Source organism: Halovalidus salilacus (genome assembly GCF_031852275.1).
In the GTDB taxonomy this organism is placed as follows: Archaea; Halobacteriota; Halobacteria; order Halobacteriales; family Natrialbaceae; genus Halovalidus; species Halovalidus salilacus.
The window spans coordinates 2,344,310-2,369,387 of the sequence record NZ_CP134700.1 but is presented as its reverse complement, the minus strand read 5'-3'; the positions used below and the strand labels follow the sequence as shown (position 1 = coordinate 2,369,387).

At 66.4% G+C, this 25,078-nt stretch carries 24 protein-coding genes; 8 read left to right on the top strand and 16 right to left on the bottom strand.

Annotation, left to right across the window (positions count from 1 at the left end):
- The gene (locus RJT68_RS11815; RefSeq protein ID WP_407036761.1) at window positions 1-1,011 is read left to right on the top strand and encodes an NAD-dependent epimerase/dehydratase family protein; all 1,011 of its coding nucleotides are present in this window, start codon (window positions 1-3) and stop codon (window positions 1,009-1,011) included.
- Window positions 1,012-1,044: 33 nt separating this feature from the next.
- Here RJT68_RS11815 and RJT68_RS11810 read toward each other — a convergent pair whose 3' ends face one another.
- From RJT68_RS11810 to RJT68_RS11800, 3 genes are all read right to left on the bottom strand, one after another.
- Complete coding sequence (locus tag RJT68_RS11810) at window positions 1,045-2,076, bottom strand: LLM class flavin-dependent oxidoreductase (RefSeq protein WP_407036760.1); 1,032 nt, start codon at window positions 2,074-2,076, stop codon at window positions 1,045-1,047.
- Between the two features lie 200 nt (window positions 2,077-2,276).
- Complete coding sequence (locus RJT68_RS11805) at window positions 2,277-2,726, bottom strand: hypothetical protein (RefSeq protein WP_407036759.1); 450 nt, start codon at window positions 2,724-2,726, stop codon at window positions 2,277-2,279.
- A gap of 75 nt (window positions 2,727-2,801) precedes the next feature.
- On the bottom strand, window positions 2,802-3,725 hold the full coding sequence (locus RJT68_RS11800) for a glycosyltransferase (protein ID WP_407036758.1): 924 nt from the start codon (window positions 3,723-3,725) through the stop codon (window positions 2,802-2,804).
- A gap of 346 nt (window positions 3,726-4,071) precedes the next feature.
- On the opposite strand from RJT68_RS11800, the gene RJT68_RS11795 reads away from it, so the two are divergent.
- Together RJT68_RS11795 and RJT68_RS11790 are read left to right on the top strand one after the other, a co-directional pair.
- Window positions 4,072-5,175, top strand: a complete 1,104-nt coding sequence (locus RJT68_RS11795) for a DUF354 domain-containing protein (RefSeq protein WP_407036757.1) — start codon at window positions 4,072-4,074, stop codon at window positions 5,173-5,175.
- 146 nt (window positions 5,176-5,321) lie between these two features.
- Entirely contained in the window at window positions 5,322-5,468 is a 147-nt protein-coding gene (locus RJT68_RS11790) for a hypothetical protein (protein ID WP_407036756.1), read from the top strand.
- Window positions 5,469-5,648: 180 nt separating this feature from the next.
- Here RJT68_RS11790 and RJT68_RS11785 read toward each other — a convergent pair whose 3' ends face one another.
- From RJT68_RS11785 to RJT68_RS11765, 5 genes are read right to left on the bottom strand one after another with little or no spacing between them, the layout of a single operon-like run.
- A complete protein-coding gene (locus tag RJT68_RS11785) occupies window positions 5,649-6,809 on the bottom strand; it encodes a glycosyltransferase family 2 protein (RefSeq protein WP_407036755.1) in 1,161 nt (386 codons plus the stop codon).
- 1 nt (window position 6,810) lies between these two features.
- Window positions 6,811-8,346 (bottom strand): nucleotide sugar dehydrogenase, encoded by a 1,536-nt coding sequence (locus RJT68_RS11780; RefSeq protein WP_407036754.1) that lies wholly within the window; start codon window positions 8,344-8,346, stop codon window positions 6,811-6,813.
- On the bottom strand, window positions 8,346-9,392 hold the full coding sequence (locus RJT68_RS11775; protein ID WP_407036753.1) for a Gfo/Idh/MocA family oxidoreductase: 1,047 nt from the start codon (window positions 9,390-9,392) through the stop codon (window positions 8,346-8,348). The genes RJT68_RS11780 and RJT68_RS11775 overlap by 1 nt, the downstream gene beginning before the upstream one ends.
- Window positions 9,393-9,432: 40 nt before the next feature.
- Complete coding sequence (locus tag RJT68_RS11770) at window positions 9,433-10,554, bottom strand: DegT/DnrJ/EryC1/StrS family aminotransferase (RefSeq protein ID WP_407036752.1); 1,122 nt, start codon at window positions 10,552-10,554, stop codon at window positions 9,433-9,435.
- Window positions 10,551-11,129: an acyltransferase gene (locus tag RJT68_RS11765; protein ID WP_407036751.1), complete on the bottom strand. Its 579-nt coding sequence runs from the start codon at window positions 11,127-11,129 to the stop codon at window positions 10,551-10,553. Before RJT68_RS11765 ends, RJT68_RS11770 begins: the two co-directional genes overlap by 4 nt.
- Before the next feature lie 455 nt (window positions 11,130-11,584).
- On the opposite strand from RJT68_RS11765, the gene RJT68_RS11760 reads away from it, so the two are divergent.
- Window positions 11,585-12,121: a DUF7344 domain-containing protein gene (locus tag RJT68_RS11760; RefSeq protein ID WP_407036750.1), complete on the top strand. Its 537-nt coding sequence runs from the start codon at window positions 11,585-11,587 to the stop codon at window positions 12,119-12,121.
- Between the two features lie 359 nt (window positions 12,122-12,480).
- Here the strand turns inward: RJT68_RS11760 and RJT68_RS11755 are convergent, their stop codons facing one another.
- From RJT68_RS11755 to RJT68_RS11745, 3 genes are all read right to left on the bottom strand, one after another.
- The gene (locus RJT68_RS11755) at window positions 12,481-13,647 is read right to left on the bottom strand and encodes a DUF1616 domain-containing protein (protein ID WP_407036749.1); all 1,167 of its coding nucleotides are present in this window, start codon (window positions 13,645-13,647) and stop codon (window positions 12,481-12,483) included.
- 389 nt (window positions 13,648-14,036) lie between these two features.
- Window positions 14,037-14,312: a PadR family transcriptional regulator gene (locus tag RJT68_RS11750; RefSeq protein ID WP_407036748.1), complete on the bottom strand. Its 276-nt coding sequence runs from the start codon at window positions 14,310-14,312 to the stop codon at window positions 14,037-14,039.
- Between the two features lie 257 nt (window positions 14,313-14,569).
- On the bottom strand, window positions 14,570-14,905 hold the full coding sequence (locus tag RJT68_RS11745) for a helix-turn-helix domain-containing protein (protein WP_407036747.1): 336 nt from the start codon (window positions 14,903-14,905) through the stop codon (window positions 14,570-14,572).
- Window positions 14,906-15,569: 664 nt separating this feature from the next.
- Between RJT68_RS11745 and RJT68_RS11740 the strand changes: the two genes are divergently transcribed.
- Complete coding sequence (locus RJT68_RS11740; RefSeq protein ID WP_407036746.1) at window positions 15,570-15,731, top strand: DUF7563 family protein; 162 nt, start codon at window positions 15,570-15,572, stop codon at window positions 15,729-15,731.
- 353 nt (window positions 15,732-16,084) lie between these two features.
- Window positions 16,085-16,588 (top strand): DUF7344 domain-containing protein, encoded by a 504-nt coding sequence (locus tag RJT68_RS11735; RefSeq protein ID WP_407036745.1) that lies wholly within the window; start codon window positions 16,085-16,087, stop codon window positions 16,586-16,588.
- A gap of 222 nt (window positions 16,589-16,810) precedes the next feature.
- Here RJT68_RS11735 and RJT68_RS11730 read toward each other — a convergent pair whose 3' ends face one another.
- Both RJT68_RS11730 and RJT68_RS11725 read right to left on the bottom strand, forming a co-directional pair.
- Window positions 16,811-18,808, bottom strand: coding sequence for a DUF7282 domain-containing protein (locus RJT68_RS11730; RefSeq protein WP_407036744.1), 1,998 nt, complete (start codon window positions 18,806-18,808; stop codon window positions 16,811-16,813).
- A gap of 28 nt (window positions 18,809-18,836) precedes the next feature.
- Window positions 18,837-19,310, bottom strand: a complete 474-nt coding sequence (locus RJT68_RS11725; RefSeq protein WP_407036743.1) for a helix-turn-helix transcriptional regulator — start codon at window positions 19,308-19,310, stop codon at window positions 18,837-18,839.
- A 533-nt stretch (window positions 19,311-19,843) separates the two neighbouring features.
- On the opposite strand from RJT68_RS11725, the gene RJT68_RS11720 reads away from it, so the two are divergent.
- Entirely contained in the window at window positions 19,844-20,509 is a 666-nt protein-coding gene (locus RJT68_RS11720) for a MaoC family dehydratase (protein WP_407036742.1), read from the top strand.
- Between the two features lie 76 nt (window positions 20,510-20,585).
- Here RJT68_RS11720 and RJT68_RS11715 read toward each other — a convergent pair whose 3' ends face one another.
- Window positions 20,586-20,939: a hypothetical protein gene (locus tag RJT68_RS11715; RefSeq protein WP_407040363.1), complete on the bottom strand. Its 354-nt coding sequence runs from the start codon at window positions 20,937-20,939 to the stop codon at window positions 20,586-20,588.
- Between the two features lie 202 nt (window positions 20,940-21,141).
- Window positions 21,142-22,119 carry an NAD-dependent epimerase/dehydratase family protein gene (locus RJT68_RS11710; protein ID WP_407036741.1) on the bottom strand — a complete coding sequence of 326 codons (978 nt, stop codon included), beginning with the start codon at window positions 22,117-22,119 and terminating at the stop codon, window positions 21,142-21,144.
- Between the two features lie 198 nt (window positions 22,120-22,317).
- On the opposite strand from RJT68_RS11710, the gene allB reads away from it, so the two are divergent.
- Complete coding sequence (allB, locus tag RJT68_RS11705; RefSeq protein WP_407036740.1) at window positions 22,318-23,703, top strand: allantoinase AllB; 1,386 nt, start codon at window positions 22,318-22,320, stop codon at window positions 23,701-23,703.
- 115 nt (window positions 23,704-23,818) lie between these two features.
- Here allB and RJT68_RS11700 read toward each other — a convergent pair whose 3' ends face one another.
- Window positions 23,819-24,883, bottom strand: a complete 1,065-nt coding sequence (locus RJT68_RS11700) for a quinone-dependent dihydroorotate dehydrogenase (RefSeq protein WP_407036739.1) — start codon at window positions 24,881-24,883, stop codon at window positions 23,819-23,821.
- Between the last annotated feature and the right edge of the window lie 195 nt (window positions 24,884-25,078).

The following is a 25,078-nucleotide window of genomic DNA, read 5'->3' as shown; positions in this document are numbered from 1 at the left end:
ATGACCGCGGACCAGGACGCGCCCGCTAACCCGACCTCGAGCGGCGCGAAGACGGCGGCCGTGACCGGCGCCACCGGGTTCCTCGGGAGCCGCCTCTGCGAACGGTTGCTCGAGGAGGGCTGGGACGTCCGCGCGCTCAGTCGGCCGACCTCCGATCGCGGCGACCTTGCCGACGCCGAGGGAATCGAGTGGTACGTCGGCGACCTCTTCGAGCCGAGCGTGCTCCGCCTGCTCGTCGACGACGTCGACGTCGTCTTCCACCTCGCCGGGATCGGCCTCTGGAGCGGCGACGCCGAGACGGTCCGTCGGGTCAACGTCGACGGCACGAGGAACGTGCTCTCGGCCTGCGCCGACGCCGAAGTCGGTCGGGTCGTCTTCACCAGCACGTCCGGCACCCGCCGCGTCGACGAGGGCGGCGGGGTCGCCGACGAGACGGACGTCGCGGAGCCGATCGGCGCCTACCAGGAGTCGAAGGCCGAGGCGGAGGCCCTCGTCGACGAGTACGCCGAAACCGTCGGCGAGGCCGTGACCGTCCACCCGACTTCCATCTTCGGATCGGGCGACGAGACGTTCACCGCCCAGTTGCTCGCGATGGCCGTCGAACCGTACTTCGTCGCCCACCTCCCCGGCGGGCTGAGCGTCGTCGGCGTCTCCGACGTCGTCGACGGCCTGCTGCTCGCGGCCGAACGCGGCGAGTCGGGCGAACACTACATCCTCGGCGGCGAGAACGTGACGATCCGACGCGCCGTCTCGCGGATCGCGAACTACGTCGACGGAACGCCGGCCCGCGTCCCCGTCCCGTCGGCCGCCATCCGCGCCGCCGGCCCCGTCGCGGAGGTCGCGGGCGCCGTCGCCGACGTGCGCGTCTTCCCGTTCGACCGGCGGATGGCCGACCTCGCGACGAAGCGACTCTACTACGACTCCGGAAAGGCCCACGAGGAACTCGGGTACGCGTTCAGACCGCTCGAGGCGCACGTCCCCGAGGCGATGGAGTGGTATCGGTCCCGCTGATCCTTCTTCGCCGACGTCACCGCGGCGCGTCCGTCAGGATCGCGGCGCGAGTCCGACCCCTTCCGCGAGCAGTTCGTGCGAGCGGAGCACGTCCCCGTGGTCGGCGATGACGTTCTGGACGATCACCTCGTCGACGCCGACCCGGTCGGTGAGCTGCTCGAGGAGTTCGCGCATCGTTTCGGGGCTCCCGGAGATGGCTCGCGGCCACTCCTCGTCGGGGAGGGGGTTGGGCGTCGGCTCCGGCGCGCCGCCGAGTTCGTCGATCGCCGCCTCGACCGACGGGGGTCTGCCCCGCTCGCCGCGGGCCAGCCGTCGGTAGGTCGCCTCGGCGGTGGCGCGGAGCCTGGCCGCCTCAGCGTCGGTCTCCGCGCAGGTCGCGTTGACGGCGAGCATGCCGACCGGCTCGTCCGGACCGGCCCCGAGCGACGACGGCTCGAAGCGCTCGCGGTAGGTCTCGAACGAGCGCTCCGCGAGTTCCGGCCGGATGAACGCCGCGAAGCAGTACCGCAGGCCGAGTTCGCCCGCGATCCGCGCGCTCGAGGGGCTCGAGCCGAGCAGCCAGAGTTCGGGGACGTCGCCGTCCGAGCGAGCCAGGTGCAACTCGCTGTAGGGGTGGTCGCCGGGGTAGGCGTCGTGGAGGTGGCTGGCGACCGCTTCGATCTTCTCGCGGTGGTCCCGATCGGGATGTCGCACGTGCCGCGGGGTCTCGAGAGCGCGGTCGGCCGCGGGGCTGTTGTTCGCCCGCCCGACGCCGAGGTCGACGCGGCCCGGCGCGAGCGCGTCGAGCGAACTGAACGTCTCGGCCACCTTGTACGGACTGTAGTGGTTGAGCAGGACCGCCCCGGATCCGATCCGGATCGCGTCGGTCTTCGCGGCGAGGTACGCGATCAGCACCTCGGGCGTGGTGCTGGCGATGGAGTCGGCCGTACCGTGGTGTTCGGCCATCCAGAACCGAGCGTATCCGAGGCGTTCGGCCTCGCGCGCGAACTCCACCGTCCGCTCGTAGGCGTCGGTCGCGCTACCGTCCTCGGGAACCGGCGAGAGGTCGACGATCGAGAGGTTCACGCGTACGCGTCGGTGATCGGCGCCGAATACTCCTTCGCTCTCGAGTCGGACGCGAGTCGGTCGTCATGCCGCGATGGACCCGTCTCTATCAACTACGACCAGTGCATGGTTATAAATGACGTCTAGTTCCAATGAGTGGGTTGGGGTACCAGAGAGTGGCCCAAAATGTAACCCGCTCGAGCCCGGATGTGCGGCCGGACTCACTCCGCGTCAGTCTCGATCTCGAGTCGCAACTCGTCGCCGTCGTGGAGCTCGTACGCAGTGGGATCGGCCGACTCGCCGTTGGCGAGGAACTCGAGCGTCGTCCCGTCGTCGGTGTCGTCGTAGGTCGTCCCGTCGACGGTGACGACGCGCCCTCCGTCGCGCTCCTCGAAGGCGAAGTGCGGGAGGAGGTCGATCGCCTCGGCGAACGTCACCCGCTCGGTCCCCTCCATGAACCACTCCTCTTCGCCCTCGTGGAGGTGGAATGCCGCCGAGTCGTTCGCCGAATCGGCGTTTTCCGACTGGAACCGGCGCGCCGTGAGGTCCACCTCCTCGCCGTCGACGATCACCTCGAGCGACCCGCGCTCGTTCAGGCGCGTCTCGAAACAGCCGGCGACGGCGACCGAGAGGAGGGACCCGGAGGCGGCGAGGACGGCGCGTCGTCTCATGGCTCACCCACGGCGCTCCGCCGTTCAAAACGTGTCGGTTCCGCCGTCGGCGCTCGCTCGAGTCGCCTCGGTCGATCACCCGGACGCGGCCCGCTCGTACACGGCCAGCATCTCGTCGGCCGTTCGCTCGACGCTAACCTCCCGCGCGGCCTCGCGACCGTTCGACCGCTCGCCGCGATCGAGGATCTCGATCAGCCCCTCGAGCAGTTCCTCGTCGGTCGTCCCGACGACGGAGGGGTCGACGCCCTCGAGGCGCTCGCGCACGTCGCCGACGTCGGTGGCGACGACGGGCAGGTTGCACGCCATCGCCTCCTTCACGGAGTTCGGCGACCCCTCGCTCTCGGAGGTCAACAGGAGGGCGTCGGCGGCGTTCACGTACGTCGCCACCTCGTCGTGGTCGACCCCGTGGACGACCTGGAGGCGAACGGGTCGCTCGAGGAGGTCGTCGGCGGCCGACGCGATCCGGCGGGCGCGGGGGTAATTCTTCACCGTTCGCTCGGGGGAGTACGGGAAGAGGACGTGGTGGGCTTCGTCGTCCCAGCCGACCGCTTCGCGGGCGGCGTCGCGCGGTTCGGGTGCGAACTTCTCCAGGTCGATGCCGTCGGGGATCACCGTACACTCGCGACCGAGCGCGCGCCGCATCCCCTCGGACATCACGACGACCTCGTCGCAGAGGGGCGCGCACGCTTTGCTTACGGGCTGTACGGGGCCGTGAACGTCGGACCCCCACAGCGAGAGGACGACGGGCGTCCGCAACTGGGTGATCGCCATCGGTCCCGTCAGCCCGTAGTGGGCGTGAACGACGTCGTATCCGTTTCGAGCTTCCCTGAAGACGGCCGGAAAGAACGAGAGGTAATCCACCGGCGACCGAGACGTTTCGGCGTCGACCTCGCCCGGGACCGAGAGCGTCGAGATGGAGACGCCGCGACGCTCGAGGGCGGCGATCTGCTCGTTCATGAACGTCGCGTCGGCGTTCGGCGTGAGGGAGAGAACGTGCATACTCGAGTGTTCGTCCGTCCCTACGGGATCCCTCGGTAGGCTTTGTTAACCGTCTCCTGACGCGGGACGCGGGCACGTTAGCTGAACGTCCTAGTCGGTTCGGTACCGTTCGGGTTTCCGCGTCCGAGTCGACCGATCGCGGGCGGTATCGCCGATCCGCGCGGCGGGCGAGACCGACTCGAATCCACCGCCGGTGTACCCACGGGGCCGTCCGCCGCCGACGCGATCGCGAACCGATGCGGAGAGGGATTCGGCGCCACCTGCGCCACCGAAGCCGACGCCTTCCGCGAGTCCGTCGACCGAACTCGTTCCATTACAAAGGATCGTCGACGGGAACAGGTTACCGATGCGGATTCTCGTCTTCGCGAACACGCCGGCGCACGTTCACCTGTACAGACACGCCGTCTCGAGGCTCGAGTCGCGCGGTCACGAGGTGCTCGTACTCGGCCGCGACTACGCCTGTACGCGGGACTTACTCGAGTTCTTCGACCTCCCCCATCGAATCTACGGCGAGCACGGGACCGAGACGTACTCGCGGCTGAAATTCGCTTCGGAGATCGCGAGCCAGTTCGGGACGATCGCGAGGACCGCTCGCGGCTTTCGTCCGGACGTGGTCTTCGGTCGGGGGCCGTACGCCGCCTTCGCCGGGACGCTCGCGCGCGCTCCCGTTGTGTTGGTGCTGGACGACGAACCGGGCGACTTCAACTACGCCGTCTCGCGCCCGTTCGCCGACTGCATCCTCTCGCCCGCGGCGACGAACCGCGACCTCGGCGACGCCCACCGGACATTCGACGGCTTCAAGGAGTGCGCCTACCTACACCCCGACGTCTTCGAACCCGCCGGCGACGTCCGCGACAGGCTCGGGGTCGATCCGGACGAACCGTTCGTCATCCTCCGCTTCAACGCCCTCGACGCCCTCCACGACGTCGTCCTCGAGGGATTCACCCGCGATCAGCGCGGCGACCTGATCCGTCGGTTGAGCGAGCACGCGACCGTCTTCGTCTCCGACGAGGGGCAAGCGATGGACTTCGAGGACCTCCCGGCCAGGCCGTACGACCTGCACCCGGCGCGCATTCACGACGCCCTCGCCGAAGCCTCGTTGCTGATCGCCGACACCGGGACGATGGTGACCGAGGCCGGCCTCCTCGGCACGCCCGCGATCCGATACCGCGGGAACGACGACCACGAGTACGGCGAGTTCGACGCCCTCGAGCGAGCCGGCCTCGCGGACCAGTTCGACGAGTACGAAACGGCCCGCGACCGCGCGCTGGAGCTGCTCTCGGATCCCGACGCGAAGCGGCGGTGGCGACGGCGGCGCGAATCGTCCCTCGACCGGCTCGTCAACCTGACGGACCTCATCGTCGACGTCGCGGAGTCGCGGGGCGACCCCGAGGGGCGGTCGGACCTCCTCGAGGACCGCCCCGCGTCCCCGATCGCCTCGTCCCGGTGAGGCGCGACGGACCGACTGACGCGTGAACGCGAGTATCGCTGCAGCTATCGATTACCCGCGAAACACTTATTCCCGTCCCGGGAAAATGCCCCGTCACCGGTTCTATGTCACTTTCCGATCTCCTCAGAGGAGTGCTGCCGGGATCGGTGGATTCGCCGGACGCCGCGGCCTCGGAAGGGGACGGCTCGGCGGTCGTCCACGAGTGCCGAAACTGCGGCACGAACGTCTCTCCGAAGACGACCCGCTGCCCGGTCTGTGACTCCGACGAGATCGTCACCTACCCGGTCGATTGAGGATCGAGTCCGCCCCAGTTCGCGATCGTCACTCACGCTCGAACGAACGGAAGAGCCACGGTACTCTCGCGAACGATTCCGGGCACTAGCCTCCGCCTCGGCGAGGTAAACGGGGACGCGTTCGCGCCTCGCCGGGAGAAGCATCCGAAACGAGATCGAACGCGACCGAACGGAATCCGCTCAGAACCGACGCTCGAGGGGATCCGCATCGTCCGTCTCCGACCCCTTCTCTCTCACCGGGATCTCCTCGCGCCCCTCGCCTCCGTGCCCCTCGAGGTGGACCATCTCGAGGTCCTCGCTCTCGGCAGCGTCCTTCGAGATCGCCTCCGCGAGCGAGACGAGTCCGACGAGCGTCGTGAGAAACGCTGAGGTCGCCGCCACGAGCCGAGCGCTCCCGGTCCTGGTTCGTCCGTCGGTCGGCTCCCGGTCCGGAGCTTCGCTCGGGTCGCTCCGTCCGATCGAAGCGGCGATCGACCCGACCAGGCCGAGCGTTCCGCCTATCAGTCCGGCCGTGCCGGCCCCGTAGAGGAGGACGGCCGGGTGGAATCGTCTGACGACGTACCGCGACTTCAGTCGCCAGAGGAAGCTTCGTAACAACAGCAGGGAGACGTACCTGACGAACGGCACGTAGCGGATGCTACTCTCCTCGTCGCCGTAGACGGCCGTCATCTCGACGTCGGTGACGCGAAACTCGTGGACGTTGAGGTGGGTGAGGATGTGGTTGAGGAACCCGTACTTGTCGGTGAGCGCGTCCAGATCGAGCGTCTCGATGGTCTCCCTCGAGATGGCGGTGTAGCCGTTCTGCGGGTCGCTGATCGACCAGTAGCCGGAGGCGAACTTCGAGAGCCCGGAGAGGAGGGCGTTGCCGACGAAGCGGAACCGGGACATGTCGGTCCGATCCTCGGGGCGGAGGAGCCGATTGCCCTTGGCGTAGTCCGCCTCGCCCCTGACGACCGGTTCGACGATCCGGTCCAGTATCTCCGGGGGCATCTGGCCGTCGCCGTTCATCACCGCGACCACGTCGAGGCCGTCCTCGAGGGCGCGCCTGTACCCCGTTTTGACGGCTGCGCCGTAGCCGCGGTTCTCCTCGTGGCGGATCGGGACGACCCGTCTGGCGTCCGTCTCGCCGCCGTCGGTCACCGCGAGTTCGGGCGCCGTCGTCTCGGCGCCGTTGACCCGGTCGGCGACGCGCCGGATGACCTCCCAGCTTCCGTCGGGGGAGGCGTCGTCGACGGCGTAGATCCGGTCGACGAACTCGGGGGTCGTCTCGATCACCTCGCCGACGAACGCCTCCTCGTTGTACGCCGTCACCACCACGCCGATCGTCTTCCCCTGGTACATGTTATCGGTCACCTCCGTCGGTCCGCCGGGCCGTCGACCGGGGCGCTTCGGGCGTCGTTCCGTCCGCCGAGTCGGCCTCCGGAGCCGACGATTCCGTGGGCGGTCGACCCCCACCCGTGCCGCCGAGGGTGTACCGTCGGTGGTCGGTTCCCTCGAGCGCCGCCTCGAACGCGTCTCGACCGTCGACGACGATCATGGGGTCGAGGTCGGCCCAGGCGATCCGGTCGAACTCCTCGTGTGGCGTCACGACCACGGCGGCGTCGAAGTCGGTCGAGCGCTCGGGAAGGTCGTCGACCTCGAGCGGTCGGGCGCCGTACTCCGCCGGGTCCACCAGCGGATCGACCGCGTGGACGGTCGCGCCCCGATCCGCGAGCGCTTCGATCACGCCCACGGCCGGCGAGGCGCGCGTTTCGGCGACGCCGGGCCGATACGTCACCCCGAGGACGACCACGTTCGCTTCGGAGAGGTCCGCGTCCTCCCCGGCGTCCTCGAGGGCGCGCTCCAGTCGGTCGACGGTGAGCGCCGGCATCCCCTCGTTGACCGTCCGCGCCCGGCGGGTGAGCGGGAGCTCCGTCTCGAGCCAGTCGAGCAGGAAGTGCGGGTAGTAGGGAATGCAGTGGCCGCCGACGCCCGGCCCGGGGTCGTGGAGCTGGCACATCGGCAGGTCGTTGGCCGTCTCGAACGCCTCCCGAACGGAGATCCCGAGTTCGTCCGCGAGCGTCCCCAGTTCGTTCGCGAGCGCGATGTTGACGTCGCGGTAGACGCCCTCGAAGACCTTCACGGCCTCCGCGGTCGTCGCGTCGGAGACGACCCTGATCTCGTTGCTCGAGAGTTTGTCGTAGACGAGCGCGGCCGCCCGCGAACTCTCGTCGTCGATTCCTCCCACGACCTTCGGGTACCGGCCGCGGATGTCCCGCAGCGCCGTCCCGGAGGAGGTTCGCTCGGGGCAGAACGCCAGCCCGAACTCGCCGACTTCGAGTCCGCTCTCGGCCTCGAGGTGCGGGGCGAGCACGTCCCGGCAGGATCCCGGCGGGAGCGTGGACTCGGCGATCACCAGGTCGCCCGGCGCGAGGCCGGCGGCGATGTCGTCGATCACCGACTCGACCGTCGTCAGGTTCGGACTCCCGTCGTCGTCGATTAGCGTCGGGACGATCACGACGTGGATACTCGCGCGCGAGGCCGCGTCGACCCCGTCGGTCGTCGCCTCGAGGCGGCCGCGGTCGACCTGCTCGGCGACGAGGTCGGCGAGGCCGGGTTCGCCGACGACGTGGCATCCGCCGTCCTCGACGGTCTCGACCACGCTCGGGTCGACGTCGACGCCGGTGACGTTGCCCGTCGTATCGGCGTAGACCGCCGCGAGGGGGAGCCCCATCTTTCCGAGGCCGTAGACCGCGACCGGAACGTCGCCGCCGGTCAGCGCCTCGCGCTGTGTGCGCTCCGACGCGTTCGATCCGTACGGCCCGTCCGCGACGGTGGCCGGGCCGCTCGCATCGGTCGCGTCGTCCACCGCCTCGGTCGCGTCGCTCGTCTCGTTCATCACAGTCGCACCTCCTGCTCTCGCCGCTCACTGTCACCGTCCGCGATGCGGCCGATCGCCTCCACGATCCCGAGGGCCTCGAGGCCGTCCTCGGCCGACACCTCGGGGGCGGTCCCGGTCCGGATGCTCTCGACGAACGACCCCAGTTCGTGTTTGAGCGGTTCGCCGTTGTCGACCCTGGGGCGTTCGACGACGCTCTCGTGGCGGAAGCGGCTCTGGCCGTCGGCGGTGACGTACTCGGGGTAGGAGTCTCGATGGATCAGCACCTCCTGGGAGAGGTAGTCGACCTCGATGAGACACTCCGCGGCGGTCACCGTGAGTCTCCGAATCTTCTTCTGGGTGGTCCGACTCGCCGTGAGCGAGGCGATCACGTCGCCGTACTCGATCGCGGCGGTCGCGTACCGCCCGTCGGCGGTCCGCTTCGCGGCGATCGACTCGGCTTCGGCCTCGAGCAGCGCCCCGATGACGTCGACGTCGTGGATCATCAGATCGGGGATCACGCCGGCGGTCTCCGTTCGATCGACCGGCGGGCCGAGTCGCTCGGCGTCGACGGCGATGACCTCGAGGTCCTGCTCGTCGATCAGGTCGATCGCCGTCTGGACGGCCGGGTTGAACCGTTCGATGTGGCCGACCTGGAGGACGAGGTCGCGCTCGTCGGCCAGTTCCGCGAGCGCTCGCCCTTCCTCGACCGTCTCGGCGATCGGCTTCTCGACGAGGACGTGGACGCCGGCCTCGAGACAGGCCGACACCGTGTCGTAGTGGGCGGCGGTCGGAACGGCGACCGTGACGGCGTCGCAGCGCTCGAGCAGGTCGTCGAACGAGCGTGCCTCGGTCCCGTAGGTGGCGGCGACGTCGCGCGCCACCTCGTCGTTCAGGTCGAAGACGCCGGCTAACTCGACGCCCCTGAGTTCGCCGTAGACGCGGGCGTGGTTCTCGCCCATCGAACCGACGCCGACGACGCCCGTTCGGAGGGGCGTCTCGTTCGCGTTCGTCCTGGCGTTCGAGTCGGCAGCACCGTTCGTCGTTGGAGGGGGTTCGGCGGTCATGATCGTGTCAGGTCGTCGCGAGTCGAGTCTGCAGTCCGCGTCATGCGTCGTAGTGCGTTTCGACCGCCTCGATCACGGCTCGGCGGTCGTTCTCGTCGAGGTTCGGGTGAACGGGGAGCGAGAGGACGGTCTCGGCGGCCCGCTCGGCGTGCGGGAGCTCCGTGGCGGCCGTGGCGACCGTCTCGTAGGCGGGCTGGCGGTGGATCGGCGTGTCGTAGTAGATTGCCGTGTCCACCCCCCGGTCGTCGAGCGATTCCGCGAGCGCGTCCCTGTCGTCGGTCCGGACGGTGTACTGGTGGTAGACGTGGCGGTGCCCGCCCGGTTCCGTCGGGGTCTCGAGCGGCAGCGATGCGAAGGCCTCGTCGTAGCGGGCCGCGTTCTCGCGCCGGGCCCGGTTGAACTCGGAGAGGCGCTCGAGCTGGACGCGGCCGATGGCCGCGGCGAGGCTCGTCATCCGGAAGTTGTGGCCCAGCTCGAGGTGCTCGTACGTGGCGCCGTCGCCGAACACGTCCCGGCCGTGGTTGACGAAGCTCGCGGCCCGCTCGGCGACGTCCTCGCGGTCGGTCGTGATCATCCCGCCCTCGCCGGACGTCGCGTTCTTCGTCGGGTAGAACGAGAAGCAGGCGGCGTCGCCGAAACTCCCCGCTTGCCGACGCTGAATCTCGGCGCCGTGGGCCTGGCAGGCGTCCTCGAGGACGAACAGGTCGTGCTCGGTCGCGATCTCGAGCAGGTGGGACATCTCCGCCACCAGCCCGTAGAGGTGGACCGGCACGATTCCGACGACGTCGTCGCGCTCGCGGACCACCCGCTCGACGTCGTACGGATCGAGCGTGTACGTCTCGGGGTCGATGTCGGCGAACACCGGGGTTCCGCCCGCCAGCCGGATCGCGTTCGCGCTCGCGACGAACGAAAACGGCGAGGTGACGACGGCGTCGCCCTCCTCGAGACCGAGCGCCTCGAGCGCCGCGTGGAGGGCGGTCGTCCCGTTCGAGGTCGCGACGCCGTACTCGGTCCCGCAGTAGTCGGCGAACTCCGATTCGAACGCCCGCACCTCCGGGCCGTCGGCGAGGTGGCCGCTCTCGAGGACCGAGTGGACGCGATCGAGTTCCTCGCCGCCGAGGACCGGATTCGCGATCGAGATCGAACGCTGTCCGTCGGTCATGCGATCCGGTTCGGTCCCCGAAGGGGATCGGGAAGCGTTTGCGCCCGCGCCGGCGCGCCGACGGCGAGGCTGTCGGGCGGGACGTCGTCCGTGACGACCGCGCCCGCGGCGACGAACGCGTTCTCCCCGACCGTCACGCCGGGGAGCAACGTCGCGTTCGCGCCGACCGAGGCGCCGTCCTCGATCGTCGGTCCCTCGAGGCCGTCGTCGGTCCTGATCGGGTACTCGTCGTTCGTCAGGACGGCGTTGGGGCCGAGGAAGACGTTGTCGCCGATCGTCGTCTCGGTCGGCACGTAGACGCCGGTCTGGATGCTGACGTGCGAACCGATCGCGCTGGCGCCGTCGATGACGGACTTGGTCCCCACCAGCGCGTCGTCGCCGATCGTCGTCCCTTCGCGAACGAGCACGTCGTGGCCGGTCGTGAACTCGTCGCCGACCACCACGTCGCCGTAGACGATCGATCCGGCGCGGATCGTCGCGTCGTCCCCGATCCGCGTCGGTTCGTCGAACGTCCCGTAGCCGACGGTCGCGTCGTCGTCGATCGTACACCCTGTCCCGCAGATAACCTCGCTCATCCGCGATCACCTCGAGGCGTTCGGCGCCCCGGCGGCGGTCGGAGAACGCGGAGCGAGTGGCGTGCAGTTCGTATCATTGGAATCGGTACCCAGCAGTGGGCTGTCGTCCGAATACTTCCGGTAACGAGGCTTTGTTATCCCCGCCCTGACGGGTCTGTAACCTCGTGCTACGGCGGTGAGAGCCGACCCGAACGCGAACCGACGAACCCCCGAAATTCGGGGATCCGTTCGTGGTCGCTCGCCCGAACGTCGCTCACCGGTAAACTCGGTTCACCTCCCTTTCAGCCGAGAACACGTTCGATGAAGCCTCTATCACGTGTTTTGACGGGTACAAACCGATTTCGGGACGGTAGCCGTGCGATAGTAAAGTGACACACTGTCCCATTCGTGGGTGTGAGGTATTCGAACGCCCCCGTTTCGGCGGGAACGGGATCGACCGGAGCACGGACGTACCCATGACCGACGGTAAACTCACCCAGGCGAAGCTGTTCGACGTGCTCAGCAACGCTCGTCGACGACGGACGGTCCGGCACTTGAAAGAAGGAACCGGCTCGTGCGACCTCGCCCCCCTCGTGGAGCAGGTCGCCGCGTGGGAGAACGACCTTCCGCGCGACGACGTAACGAGAACCCAACGGCGACGGGTTTACATCTCGTTGTACCAGACGCACCTGCCGATGCTCGAGGACCACGGGGTCGTCGACTGGGACCCGGAGAGCCACACGATCGAGTTGCTCCCGGACGAGTCCGTATTCGAACCGTACCTCGACAACCGTCCCGACGAGAACCGGCCCTGGCACCGCCTCTACGCGGTCGTGGCGGCGGTCGGACTGGCCGGAGTCGCGGTATCGTGGCTCGCGATCGGCCCGTTCACCCCGTCCCTCGCACCGCTCCTCGCGCTCGTCCTCTGTGCCGCCTTCTTCGCCGTGTCGGTCGCACAGCGACTCTCTCGGACCGCGAACGTCTCGATTCCGTTCCCCGCACCGCTCTCCTGACGTTCGGTTTCGAGTCGCCTCGTCCCCCGTTCGTCACCCTCGCCTGCCCCTTTCGTATCCACCGCCAACTCGCTCGTCACCTCGAGGATCACCGACCGCGCTCGGCTCGAGGCGACGAGTCTCGACGGTGAACGCGTTCCGTAAAACGAACCACCGCCTCGATCGCTGCCTCGAGTTGTTCGAATCATCACCCACAGTTCGGTCCAGACCCGGGACGACCTCACCGAGTTCGCGGGCCATGGACGTGTCTCGAACGCCCGTACTCGCCGCTCGAGACGAGAGTTCGAGAGATGAACGGGGCCGAGCCGGGAATTCGAGAAGTCAGAGGACGCAATCCCGAGACGTGAGGGGGAACCGGTTCACTCGAAGAACTCGTCGAGCGGGCTCTCGTCGTCGTCACCGTCTTCCTCGTCCGCTTCGTCATCGTCTTCGTCTTCTCCCGCTTCGTCGCCACCGTCTTCCTCGTCAGTTTCGCCCTCGTCATCCGCTTCCGATTCCTCGGCGGCGCCGACGTCGTCCTCGCCCGTTGGCGACGGCGCTTCCTCGCCCATCGAGACCCAGAAGTACGTGTCCTCTTCGGCGTTCTCGTTCGTCGGTTCGCTCGGCGGGTCGCCCTCGTAGAGCAACACGCTGATGCGAACCGTCTCTCCCAGGTCGGCAGTGGGTGCCACGGAGAGGTCCGCCTCGGCTGTCTCCCCGTCGGAGACGTCGGCCGAGACCTCGTCCAACGTCTCGCGCTCCGTGATCTCGCCGTCTTCGTAGTATTGCTGTTGAACGACGAGCGTATACTCGACGTCCTCGTCCTCCTCGTTCTCGACGGTCGTCGTGACCGGTACCGACTCGCCTTCGGCGATTTCCTCCGGCGTCTCGCCGGCCACCAGTTCGCCGTCGTCGTTCTCCGTGTAGAGTCCCAGTTCCGTGTATCCGCCGGCGGCCTGCGGAGCGACGAACGCCAGCAGCAACGCCCCCGCGGCGACCGCGATGGAGAGCGTGAGCAGCGCCGACGAGGCGGTAGCGACGGCGCTCTCGCTCGAGGTGCCGAACGGGCCGACGAGGTCCGTCGGCGACACCGAGAACCGTTCGGTCTCGGGCACGAGTAACCGGCGGACGACGCCGATCTGGGCGAGCGCGACCGTCCAGACGACGAGCGTGGTGGCGATCGACTCGGTGGTCAGTCCCCAGTCGGAGACCGCCAGTACGATCACGACGACGGGAACGATCGCGAGCGAGACGACGAACGCCAACCCGCACCGTTCGACGCCGCCGATTCCGCGCGTCGGACCGATCCCCGGCGTCACCGCCTCCCCGGACGCTCGAGCCGTGGCGGGGAAGAGTACCGATATCAGCGCGTACCCAGGCAGGAACAGCACGAGCGGTAACGCGGCGATCAGTCGCAGTTCGTGTCCGGCGGGGAACGCCGTGACGATACCGTACGCGACGATGGCGACGACCGAGAGGACCGCGAGGTCGAACGGATACTTTCGAATAACGCCCATCCGAGTCGTCGTCTTCGTCGGTTGACTCATCTGGGATCGTCCCTCCGAATCAGACCCCGTTTCTGCGGGCCCGGTTTGTCTCGCATGGTCGAATCGTACGATTCGTCTCCCGTACCGGGTTTTGTTATGGACGTGTTACCGTCATCGTCGGCCGAGCGTCGGAGCAAGCGACCGGTGTGACTGTACCGTCGCGACAGGTCGATCGCGGGGGCGTCGAGTCGAAGCGCTCACGACCCGCGCCCTCTCGAGAACCCGACGATCGATCCCCGCCCCCGACCGATCGGGCCCGGACTCCGAACGATCGAGAGTAGTCCGGGCGGAGGGGGGTCGCGGTTCCGCCCTCGGAACGCGCCCGATCAGCGCGCCGCTGGTCGGAAGCAACGGACCGCCGTGACTCGAGGTGGGCTACTCGAGCTCGGTCAGAAGTCGACGTACTGTTCTTCCCACTCGCGACGCTCCTGGATCTGCTGTCGACCGGCGTCGGTGATCGCGTAGTAATTCGTTCGTCTGTCGAGTTGCCCCTTCTCGACGAGCTCCTTGTTGACCAGCGTGTCGAGATTGGGGTACAACCGACCGTGATTGATCTCCGAGCTGTAATACTTCTCGACCTCGTCTTTCACCGTTTGGCCCGACGGTCGGTCTGCCCCTGCGATCACGTACAGCAGATCGCGCTGGAACCCGGTCAGATCGTGCATTGCTCAATCACATTGACCGTTCCGCTGATTGGATATTTGTTATCCGTACCGTACAGACGTTTCACGACCTCTTTCCCGTCCCCGTCTCGAGCCGAGAACGAGTGAGGTGAACCGACCGTACGTGTCAGACCGGCCGTCGGAGCCCTCCGGCGATTCCCGTCGTTCGGGCCGGTCGAACCGCATTCGTCGGTCGAACGAACGAACTACGAGCGATCGAGGAGCGGTAACGTCCAACGATCGTACGGACGCTGGGGCGATTACGCGCTCTCCGCCGATCCCAGCAACGAGACGTCGATTCCGTCGGCGTCGATTCGAACGCGGATCGTGTCGACGGTCGCTTCGTACGCGGTGGTGTGGGAACCGTCTTCCTCGAACCGTACGCATTCGGAGAGTAACCCGCTCTCGAGGAGGTTGTTGATCCGTCGATAGACGGTGGCCGAGGAGCTGTCGGTCCGATCGGTCAGTTCCTTCGCCGTTCGCGGTTCGCCGCTCGTCGCGACGAGGATCGTCCGTGCACACTCGTCTCCCAGAACGTCGAGTTGCGCGGTCGAGTCGGCGGTCGATTCCGTCGTGTTGCTCGCGTGAGTTGACATCGTCAGGCTATCCTGCAGTCTATGTGTGCCGAGAGTTCGCTCTCGAGAGATCGAGAGGTGTCGATCCGTTCGTTTGGCGCCCTGCGTCGATTCGCTCCCACCATCACATTCCAGCAATCAGATCGGTAAGCGACGGTGGTATTTTATAACGATGTACCTTATTTTCGGAAGGAAAGCCGTTCGCGCACGAAATTTCATATTTTCGTATTAAATCAGATATTGAGATGGTGTTCGACACCCCCTCCGCTCCCGATCGATCGCTAATCCACTCAAATACGGGTAAACGGACCGGGGCCTGGTTATCAGTCGGTTCACCGTTGTCGGAGTCTACAGCCCCCGTTCCCCTGGAACAGGCCGGAAATACGGGGTTTACCCACGACGCAAACACGCCCGGCAGGTGAACAGTCAACGTCCTTTATCCGCATCTGCTGAAGTCGGTAGTAGTGATGCCCGAACTGATGCGACCGCGGGCGGATCGAGGTGGTCGCGTTCCCACAGCGTACGCGACAGACTCGAGCGACGCCCCGATCCCCGCCGCGTCGGGTCGTGTCGTTCGGGCGACGAATCCGACTGTCACGAGCCGGTCGACGGCCGACGGCAGTCCGATCGTTCCAATCATACTTCATTCACGATCATGAAACAGAGCAACCACAACTGGACCCCCATGGAATCGTCGACAGCGGGTGCTCGCTGTCAGAACTGCGGCACGCACGTGACCCAGCAGTTCGCGCGAGTGTTCGGGGACAACGGCGACGTCGTACACGGCTGTCCGGCGTGTACGACGTATCGAGAGATGCAGTCGGGCGGCCACCTTCCGCGCGAGTAATCGCTCGGTCGGGGGGCCGCCACTGACCGCGGATCGCGATCCCTTTTTCGTCACGACTCGAGGTGTCGACAGCGGGCGGTCGTCGGCGTTCGCGGAATCGTCGCGAGCGTGACCGACTGTCGTGCCGGCGGTGCGCTCTACCGATTCGACACGTTCGGAACGCACACGGGAGCTCGCGTACGGAACGGTTCGCGTATCGACGACGACTGCGGGTCGTGCCGGCCCATCCCCGTACGCGTGAGCGCAGCGTTCCCTCGAAGGTTTAAAGTCACCACTCGTCGAATACGAATGTATCTATGACCTCAGGTGGTGGACAGGCGCGAGTAGTTTTCGATCGGTCTCTGCTGTGATCAATGCCGGTCCAAACGAGTCGGTCAGGGTCTCTCGAAGAAAGCGAAGTGTTCCACATTCTGGGGAATGATAGGCGACGGGCTATCGTTCAACTGCTCGCGTCGCGATCCGATCGACTCGACGTCTCCGACGTAGCAACGGAGATCGCCGCCAGCGAGTCCGATTCCGCTTCCGTCCCGAACAACCTCTACAAGAGCGTCTACGTCTCGCTCCAGCAGACGCACCTCCCTCAACTCGAGGAAGATGCCGTCATCGAGTACGATTCGGACGCCAAAACTATCGAGCCCGGATCGAACTTCGAATCCGTCCTCCAGTACATCGACAACGACGACGACGATTCCGACACCGTCTTACAACTGCACCTCGGTCTGTGCGTCCTCGCGCTGGCTCTCATCGCCCTCGAGGGGATCGACCTTCCGATACTCTCGAGCGTCGATCCCGTCCTCTGGAGCGTCCTGGTGTTGCTCACCGTCGCCGCCAGCAGCATCTACAGTCTGCTCAGTTGAGCCGCTCAGTTGCGTCGGTCGCGGACATACGACGACCAGCTGCGGGAGCGTGGCTCGCGGTTATCCACGCGCCATCGGCGTCCGTGCCGGGGCCGTAGCCCGTCCGTCTGCGTACCGACGGTGACCGATCGAGGACCACGTCGTTCTCCAGGAGGGTGTTGCCACTGGGTTCGGAGATGCCGTTTCGGCCCAAAGAAAGATCGGAATGCGTCGACGAGGCGTCTACCCTGCGACACCGTTCGCTGACTCGTTGCCAGCGTCGTCGGTGACGGTGTCGTTCGTAGCGTTTCCGTCTGTCGCGTTCTCGTCGGTGACGTTGTCACCCATCGCACCCTGATCTTCCATGCCCTCGAGGTGCTCCTGAATCTCTTCCTGGTCGACGTCCTCGCCGATCACTATCACGTTGACGGTGTCGACGTTCACGTTCAGGTTCTCGATGGAGTGCTCGTTGACGATGACCGCGTACGGTCGATCGTCAGGTGCCTGATCGAGGTCTTCGGAGTCCTCGATGGGGGTGACTCCGTCGTGCGGTTTGTCCTTTTTGTTCTTCTCCGCCTCGTCGGCGGGGACTCCCTCGGCGGGTTCTTCATCGGTTTCGTTCTCAGCTACCGGTTCTTCGTCGGTGACGGTATCTTCGGTCTCGTTGTCGACTACTGGCTCCTCCTCGGTGACGTTGTCCTCGGTTTCGTTATCGACTACCGGTTCCTCCTCGTCGATATCGTCCTCCGTTTCGTTCTCAGCTACCGGTTCTTCGTCGGTGACGTTGTCCTCGGTCTCGTTCTCGACGACGGGTTCGTCCGTGGCGTTATCGTCTGAGATGACGATGTACGCACCGTCGGTCACCGGGTCACCGGTCGAATCGAGGTACGGTCCGTCCTCCTCGCCCTCGGTTTCGACGAAGTCGTTCTCTTCGTTGTCGTTCGTGTCGAGGTGCGGCATCGCGATCACCGCTTCGTCGTCTTCCAGGGGCTCGTCGAGTTGGACCTCGACCGATTCGTGCGTCCCTGGCTCGAGGTACTCCGAACTACCGATGACGCTACCGACCACGTTTCCATCGAGCAGGCTGCTATCGTGGACTGCCACGAATCCGCCTTCTTCGAGCGTGACCTGGCCGATGTCGACGGTTTCACCGTCGCTATCCTGCTGGAACATTATGGACGCTTCGGGTGCGTCCTCTTCGGTAACGTTGTCCTCGGTGAGGTTATCCTCGGTTTCGTTGTCCTCAGTTTCGTTGTCGTCAGTGACGTTGTCCTCGGTCTCGTTTCCGACTATTGGCTCGTCAGTGAGGTTATCCTCGGTTTCGTTGTCGTCAGTGAGGTTGTCCTCGGTTTCGTTGTCGTCAGTGAGGTTGTCGTCGGTCTCGTTGTCGTCAGTGACGTTGTCGTCGGTCTCGTTGTCGTCAGTGACGTTGTCGTCGGTCTCGTTGTCGTCAGTGACGTTGTCGTCGGTCTCGTTTTCGGCTATCGGTTCCTCGTCGGTGACGTTGTCCTCAACGACCGTGACGACCGCGTCGTCGATCACCGGTTCGTCCGACGCGTTAAGGTACGGACCGTCCTCCTCGCCCTCGGTTTCGACGAAGTCGTTCTCTTCGTTGTCGTTCGTGTCCTGGTGGGGCATCGCGACCAGCGTCTCGTTCTCCTCCAGGGATTCGTTGAGTTCGACCTCGACGTCCTCGTGCGTGCCTTCCTCGAGGTATTCGGAGGAGCCGATCACGCTTCCGATGGCGTCCCCGGCGAGCAGGCTACTATTGTGGATCGCCACGAATCCGCCCTCGTTGACGGTCACTTCGTCGACGACGACGGACGTACCGTTGCTTTCCTGATCCTCGAACGTGACCGAGGCGTTCGCCTCATCGCCAGCTTCGTCCTCGGTTACGTTCTCATCTTCTTCCGTATCGTTCTCATCTTCTTCAGTTACATTCTCTTCATCACCCGTTTCGTTCTCTTGGTCATCGGTTACGTTCTCGCCCTCGTCCGCGACGTCACTCTCGTTAGTCGCATTGTCGTCGTCCTGCTGAACCGCGTTCGGCGCTGTCGATGCGCCGACGACTAGCGCGCCGCTCGAGGCGACGAGCAGCGCCGCTACGACCACAACGAGTAGATTGCGTGCGTTCATGTCTATGCCGTGCCGGCGGCTATCCATTGCCAGTCCGCCGCATAAACGCCGGCAACCTTTTCGTACCGAAATCGCCGAATTCGCCGATAGAACGCCGGAAAACAACGATTGCGAATAGGTTCTCGAGACCGAATTACTCGCGATTCGGTCCCTCGGGGGAGCGAGAGGCCCGCGGTTCGTGACCCGAGAGGCACACCAGATTCTCCCGTCCGAGCCTGAGTTTCGTCACATCGCCGTCCTCCTCGAGATCGGCGAGCAGGCGACTGACCTTGGCCTTCGACCAGTCGACCGAGTCGACAATCTCCGATTGTTTCATCCGTCCGCCGTTCTCTTCGACGAGTCGGCACACCCGCTCCCGATCGGTCATGAACTCCTCGTGCGGGACGGTCCGCTCGTCGGCGCCGGGGTTCTCCCGCTCGAGTCGGTTCCTGATGGTGAGCAGACCGCCGAGAACGCCGAGCGCGAGGATGCCGAGTAACGCCGCCAGGTGAGGGCTCCACTCGAGTTGTAACGCTCGCAACGGCAATAGATCGAGCCGGTGGCCGACCGGGACCAACGCCTGGAGGGTGAACGGGGCGAGGCAGTGTGCTCGGAACTGGTGAGTCATGTGATGGAGACCGAACTGTCGTGTTACCCGCGTACTGTCCGGTGAAGACGTGACCACTGCACAAAGTATTTATTATAAATCATTTTCTGTTATTGGGTCATCTGTATGTCATCGGGGGCTTCACCTCCAGTTTCAAACGGGTGTATTATCCGGCTGATACGAACAACCGGTTGATACGTGGGACTGTCGTCGACCGACGGCTCGTCCGCATCGGTCACCTCGAGCGTCGCCGCTTACTACCGGTCGCCGGCTCGGTGGACGGGGCGGGACCATCGTCGATCGACGGTTCGTCGAAGGCGTGGATAAACACGTTCGGACGTTCCCGCTCGATAGTCGGGATTCATCGCCGCTCCGGGTGTGTAGATGTACCTTTCGGAGAGTGTCGAGCTGGCGAACCGGTTCGGACACCACGCACCTCCAGCAAGCTTATGAGCGCCTGAATCCGAGACGAACTACGTACTCCGGTCGACGGGTAATCGGGCATTCCCGCCCACGTCCCCCCGTTCGAGACGGATACGGGAGCAGTCCCACAGATGACCCCGCTTGCACACACCCTTCGTGTCTGGTCCCAGGCATCGGAACGCGTCGTATCGAACGTGATCGAGGCGAACCGCGCGACGGCATCCGCCCTCGGTTTCGACCCCTCCACCCTCTCCACCCCCTCCAACCGATCCGAACCGACCCTCGACGGGCCCCACCCGGAGATCCCGACGATCGCCGATCACACGCCCGGGTGGGACCACGATCGGACCGTCGACGAACCGTCGTCGATCGACGTCGGCGACGTCGTCACCTTCTCGAAGACGATCACCGAGACGGACGTCCGCGAGTTCGCATCGGCCAGCGGCGACACCAACCGCCTGCACCTCGACGAATCGTTCGCCGACGAGACGCGGTTCGGCGAGCGGATCGTCCACGGGACGCTCGTCGCCGGCCTGATCAGCGCCGCTCTCGCTCGAATGCCCGGACTGACGGTCTACCTCTCGCAGGACCTCGAGTTCGTCGGTCCCGTCGCGATCGGCGACCGCCTCACGGCCTCCGTCGAGGTCGCCGAGGACCTCGGCGGCGACCGGTACCGTCTCGAGACCGTCGTGGAGACGGACGAGGACGTCGTCATCGGCGGCGAAGCCGTCGTCCTCATCGATCCGGTCCCGGAGTCGATCCGCGAGGAAACGGACTCGGCGACGGAAGTCGAGTGAACCGCCGGCGAACGAACTCACGTCGCGGTTGCGGCCCCGATTTTCGGTCCCGCCGGGCGAGTACCGGGCCGTCCGGTCAGACGCCGGGAACGCCGACCGACTCGAATCCCGTGATCCCGACGACCGCCAGGACGTAGAGCACGATCAGCACCGAAATCCAGGCGACGATCGTGATGGCCGCCGCCTGCACCCAGCTGCCCGGGTACCGCCAGTTGATGACCGCCAGGTAGGCGATCAACACGAGGAGCGGGCCGAGCAGCGGTATCCACCCGAGGAAAAAGCCGACCACGCCCCAGATGATCGCCCCGATCAACGCCGTCACGATGGCGTAGGAGTAGTCGTCGGCCCCTACGATGACCTTCGCACCGAGGTAAATCCCGAGGGCCCCGATCAGCAGGCTTACGACGAACACGATGGCGCTTCCGATCAGGCTCATGGATACTCACAGTCGCCGAATACCGTTAGTTATCTATCGCCTACACGCACGAGAACGCAACTTCCACGAGAGTCGACCGAAACCGCGGGTGCACCGACACGGTCGATTCGTTCGATCGAAAGCACAGACTAGCGAGGCCTACCGACCGCCTACTCGATCCGACGTCGGCGGAACCGACCCGGAGCGTTCGGGCCGGTCAGGTGATCGACTCCCCGTCGGCGCTCGAGCCCCCGTCGGAGATCGCCGCCTCGAGGGAGGTCCCTCCGGCGAGCGATCGGATACCGGCTTCGAAGGGGATCTCGGCGTCGAATCCGAGCCGACGGCGCGCCTTGGTCGTCTCCGCCCGGCTGTGAGTGATATCTCCGGGCCGGGGATCGCGGTGAACGATGGGCGAGGAACTGTCGGTCGCGTTCCGGACCGTTTCCGCGAGGTGGCGAATCGAGGTCCGTTCGCCGGTGCCGACGTTGAACGCCTCGCCGGTCTCGTCGGTCGTCGCCGCGAGCAGGTTCGCCCGGACGACGTCTCTGACGTGGACGAAATCGCGGGTCTGCTCGCCGTCGCCCTCGATCGTGATCGGATCGCCGGCCCGGGCCTGCTCGAGGAACGTCGAAATGACGCCGCTGTAGGGGCCGCGCTGGCGCGGGCCGTAGACGTTGAAGAACCGCAGCGCGACCGTCGACAGGTCGTACAGCTCCGCGTAGCGGCGGGCGTACTGATCGAGCGCGAGTTTCTGGATCCCGTACGGCGAGGTCGGTTCCGTTCGCGCCGTCTCGGAGATCGGAAGCTCCGAGGGGTGGCCGTACACCGCCGCGCTCGAGGCGACCACGACCCGGGCGTCCTCCTGGCGCGCGAGATCGAGCAGGAGGAGGCTCGACTCGAGGTTGGTCTCGTTGCTCCGGCGCGGCTGTTCGACGCTCAGGTCCACGCTGACGAGCGCCGCGAGGTGAAAGACGAGATCGACGTCGCGGACGGCGCGTCCGAGCGCGACCGGATCGGCGACGTCGCCGTCGATCACGTCCGCGTCGTCGTGAACGTGGTCTCGAGACCCGGTCGAGAAGTTGTCGAGCACCCTGACCTCGTTGTGCGGGGCGAGCGCGTCGACGAGGTGGCTTCCGATGAAGCCGGCCCCGCCCGTCACGAGCACCGTCCGACCGCGAATCCCGGGAGCGTCCATCGGCGTCGACGACGGGATCCGCCTCGTTTAGTATAGGAGCCGTACGGGTTCGTAACTGGCCCATACCGGCTCCGACGCTCCGGTGCGACGGGTCGCGCGATCCCCCTTTCTGGCGTGACTCGTCCGGCACGCGTCTCCGGGCGATCGGCGTCCCGGCGGTTCAGAAGCTATTTCCACGCCCCGACGGAACCCTCACCAATGTCCGACACCGACGCCGATCCCGTGGACCTCGTGGTGCGCGACTGCACGGTCGTCACGCCCGCCGGCCGGACCCCGGACGCCGGCGTCGCCGTCGAGGGCGGCGAGATCGCCGCGGTCGCCCGCAGCGAGAACCTGCCGGACGCAGATCGCGTCATCGACGGCGAGGGGGACGTCCTGGTGCCGGGAATCGTCGACTGCCACATCCACAACCGCGAACCCGGCCTCGAGTACAAGGAGGACTGGGAGACCGCGACCCGCGCTGCGGCCGCCGGCGGCGTGACGACCGTCGTGGGGATGCCGAACACCGACCCGATCGTCGACCGGCCCGAGCGCCTCGAGTTGAAGTTCGATCGCGCCGAGGCCTCCGCCCACGTCGACTTCCAGAGCTACGCGGTCGTCACCTCCGAGAACCTCGATCGGATTCCGGCCCTCGACGAGGCCGGGGCGCTGGGGTACAAGATCTTCCTCGGATCCACCGTGGGGGACGTCCCGGCGCCCAACGACGGGGAGATCCTCGAGGCGATGCGGGCGATCCGCGAGACCGGAAAACGCCTGGGTTTCCACGAGGAGAACGGGGAGATCATCGACTTCTACACGGAGAAGTTCAAGGCCGAAGGGAAGAACGACCCTATCCACCACGCCCGCTCCCGGCCGGTGATCGCTGAACGGGAGGCGATCGAGCGGATGATCACGTTCGCCGAGGAGACGGGCGCGAAGGTGCACATGTTTCACGTCTCCTCGGGGTCGGGCGCGGAGGCGGTCGCTCGCGGGAAGGAGCGTGGAGTGGACGTGACCGCCGAGACCTGCCCCCACTACCTCTGGTTCACCGAGGACGTCCTCCGGGAGAAGGGCAACGTCGCGCGGATCCAGCCGCCGATCCGCGACGAAGCGGAGCGAGCGAAACTCTGGGAGGTCGGCGTCGACGGCGGCGCCGTCGACTGCATCGCCACCGACCACGCCCCGCACACGGACGAGGAGAAGAAGGTGGACGATCCCTTCGGGAACACCTGGGAGGCCATCTCGGGCTTCGTCGGCCTCGAGACCGAGGTTCCCGTCATGCTCACCTTCGTGAACGAGGGCCGACTCGCCCTCGAGGAGTGGGTTCGACGCCACTCGACCCGCCCGGCGCAGGTCTGGGGGATGTACCCGCAGAAGGGCTCGCTACAGGTCGGGACGGACGCCGACTTCTCCGTCGTCGATCCCGACCTCGAGTGGACGCTCGAGGACCGCCGCGACCTGCACTCGAAGACCCGTGTGACCCCCTTCGAAGGGGAGACGTTCACCGGCAAGGCGGTGACCACCGTGGTCCGCGGCGAGGTCGTCTACGAGGACGGCGAGGTCGTCGGCGAGTCGGGACACGGGACGCGCGTGAACGTCGACTGAACCGACCGGTTCGTCGGGGACGAGTCGTCGGAAGACGGCGTTCCCGAACCGGTAGTCGACCGTCGCGGACTCCGTTTTCAGGCTTCGGGATCGGCGACCGAGTAACGGAGACCCCTCACTCGAGGTCCGCGCCCACCGCCTCCTCGACCGACGAGAAGCCGTCGCGCTCGAGCAACTCGAGCAGGCCGCGGTTGATCCGCTTCGCGGTCGAGGGACCGTGGTAGACGAAGCCGGTGTAGAGTTGCACGAGCGAGGCGCCCGCGCGGATTTTCTCGTAGGCGCTCTCGGGCGAGTCGACGCCGCCGACGCCGATGATCGGCAGGTCGGTGTACGCCGCGAGCGTGCGAACGACGGCGGTGGATCGGTCCCGGAGCGGCGTGCCGCTCAGGCCGCCCCACTCCTCCCGCTGAGGGGATCGAACGCCGTCGCGACTCGTCGTCGTGTTGGTCGCGACGACGCCGTCGAGGTCGAACGCCTCGACGATGTCGACGAGGTCGAGCACCGACTCCTCGGGGGAATCGGGGCCGATCTTCACCAGGATCGGCTTCCCCGCGTCGTTCTCGGCCTCGAGCGTCTCGAAGATGGCCCGCAGGTGCTCGGGGTCGTCCTCGTCGAACTCGTCGGGCGTGTTCGGGCAGGAGACGTTCACCACGACGTAGTCGGCGAACGGGGAGAGGCGGTCGAACACCCGGCGGTAGTCCTCGAGCGCCTCCGCCTCGTTCGAGGTGTTCATCTTGCCGACGTTGACCCCCAGCGGGATCCGAGGGAGGCCGTCGCGCCGTAGGCGTTCCTTGACGCGCTCCATCCCGTGGCCGTTGAATCCCATCCGGTTGACCATCGCCTCGTCCTCCCGGAGTCGGAACAGCCTGGGCTTCTCGTTACCCCGCTGGGGGTACGGCGTCACGGTGCCGACCTCGACGAAGCCGAAGCCGAGCGACTCGAGGCTGTGGGTCACCTCGGCGTTCTTGTCGAAGCCGGCGGCCACGCCCACGGGGTTCGGGAAGGTCGCGCCGAACAGGTCGACCTCGAGCGCCGGATCGTCGACGCGGTAGGCGTACCGCAGGGCCGCCCGCGTCGGCCGGGTGCTCCCGGCCGCCCGGAGCGCCCGCTTGCCCAGTTCGTGGGCCGTCTCCGCCGGGAGTGTGAACGCGAGGGGGCGAACCCGCGAGTACAGCGTCATCCCGGTGATATCCGGACGGACCGTACGTAAACCTCACGAAGCCGGTTTCCGCGAGCCTCGGCCGGCCGCGAGGGTGGGCGTTACGGTTCGGTCGCACCCTCGCCGCGGGGTCGCCCGCACCGACGAGACAATACGTTCAAGAGACACGCCTCGAACATCAATAGTGTGTGAGTTCTCCTCTAGCAGTACCGATCG

Bases quoted from the DNA above. Each gene is read 5' to 3' on its own strand.
- RJT68_RS11815 (WP_407036761.1), top strand. From the start codon at position 1: ATGACCGCGGACCAGGACGCGCCCGCTAACCCGACCTCGAGCGGCGCG.
- RJT68_RS11805 (WP_407036759.1), bottom strand. From the start codon at position 2,726: ATGAGACGACGCGCCGTCCTCGCCGCCTCCGGGTCCCTCCTCTCGGTC.
- RJT68_RS11800 (WP_407036758.1), bottom strand. From the start codon at position 3,725: ATGCACGTTCTCTCCCTCACGCCGAACGCCGACGCGACGTTCATGAAC.
- RJT68_RS11795 (WP_407036757.1), top strand. From the start codon at position 4,072: ATGCGGATTCTCGTCTTCGCGAACACGCCGGCGCACGTTCACCTGTAC.
- RJT68_RS11785 (WP_407036755.1), bottom strand. From the start codon at position 6,809: ATGTACCAGGGGAAGACGATCGGCGTGGTGGTGACGGCGTACAACGAG.
- RJT68_RS11780 (WP_407036754.1), bottom strand. From the start codon at position 8,346: ATGAACGAGACGAGCGACGCGACCGAGGCGGTGGACGACGCGACCGAT.
- RJT68_RS11775 (WP_407036753.1), bottom strand. From the start codon at position 9,392: ATGACCGCCGAACCCCCTCCAACGACGAACGGTGCTGCCGACTCGAAC.
- RJT68_RS11770 (WP_407036752.1), bottom strand. From the start codon at position 10,554: ATGACCGACGGACAGCGTTCGATCTCGATCGCGAATCCGGTCCTCGGC.
- RJT68_RS11765 (WP_407036751.1), bottom strand. From the start codon at position 11,129: ATGAGCGAGGTTATCTGCGGGACAGGGTGTACGATCGACGACGACGCG.
- RJT68_RS11760 (WP_407036750.1), top strand. From the start codon at position 11,585: ATGACCGACGGTAAACTCACCCAGGCGAAGCTGTTCGACGTGCTCAGC.
- RJT68_RS11755 (WP_407036749.1), bottom strand. From the start codon at position 13,647: ATGAGTCAACCGACGAAGACGACGACTCGGATGGGCGTTATTCGAAAG.
- RJT68_RS11750 (WP_407036748.1), bottom strand. From the start codon at position 14,312: ATGCACGATCTGACCGGGTTCCAGCGCGATCTGCTGTACGTGATCGCA.
- RJT68_RS11745 (WP_407036747.1), bottom strand. From the start codon at position 14,905: ATGTCAACTCACGCGAGCAACACGACGGAATCGACCGCCGACTCGACC.
- RJT68_RS11740 (WP_407036746.1), top strand. From the start codon at position 15,570: ATGGAATCGTCGACAGCGGGTGCTCGCTGTCAGAACTGCGGCACGCAC.
- RJT68_RS11735 (WP_407036745.1), top strand. From the start codon at position 16,085: ATGCCGGTCCAAACGAGTCGGTCAGGGTCTCTCGAAGAAAGCGAAGTG.
- RJT68_RS11725 (WP_407036743.1), bottom strand. From the start codon at position 19,310: ATGACTCACCAGTTCCGAGCACACTGCCTCGCCCCGTTCACCCTCCAG.
- RJT68_RS11720 (WP_407036742.1), top strand. From the start codon at position 19,844: ATGACCCCGCTTGCACACACCCTTCGTGTCTGGTCCCAGGCATCGGAA.
- RJT68_RS11710 (WP_407036741.1), bottom strand. From the start codon at position 22,119: ATGGACGCTCCCGGGATTCGCGGTCGGACGGTGCTCGTGACGGGCGGG.
- allB (WP_407036740.1), top strand. From the start codon at position 22,318: ATGTCCGACACCGACGCCGATCCCGTGGACCTCGTGGTGCGCGACTGC.
- RJT68_RS11700 (WP_407036739.1), bottom strand. From the start codon at position 24,883: ATGACGCTGTACTCGCGGGTTCGCCCCCTCGCGTTCACACTCCCGGCG.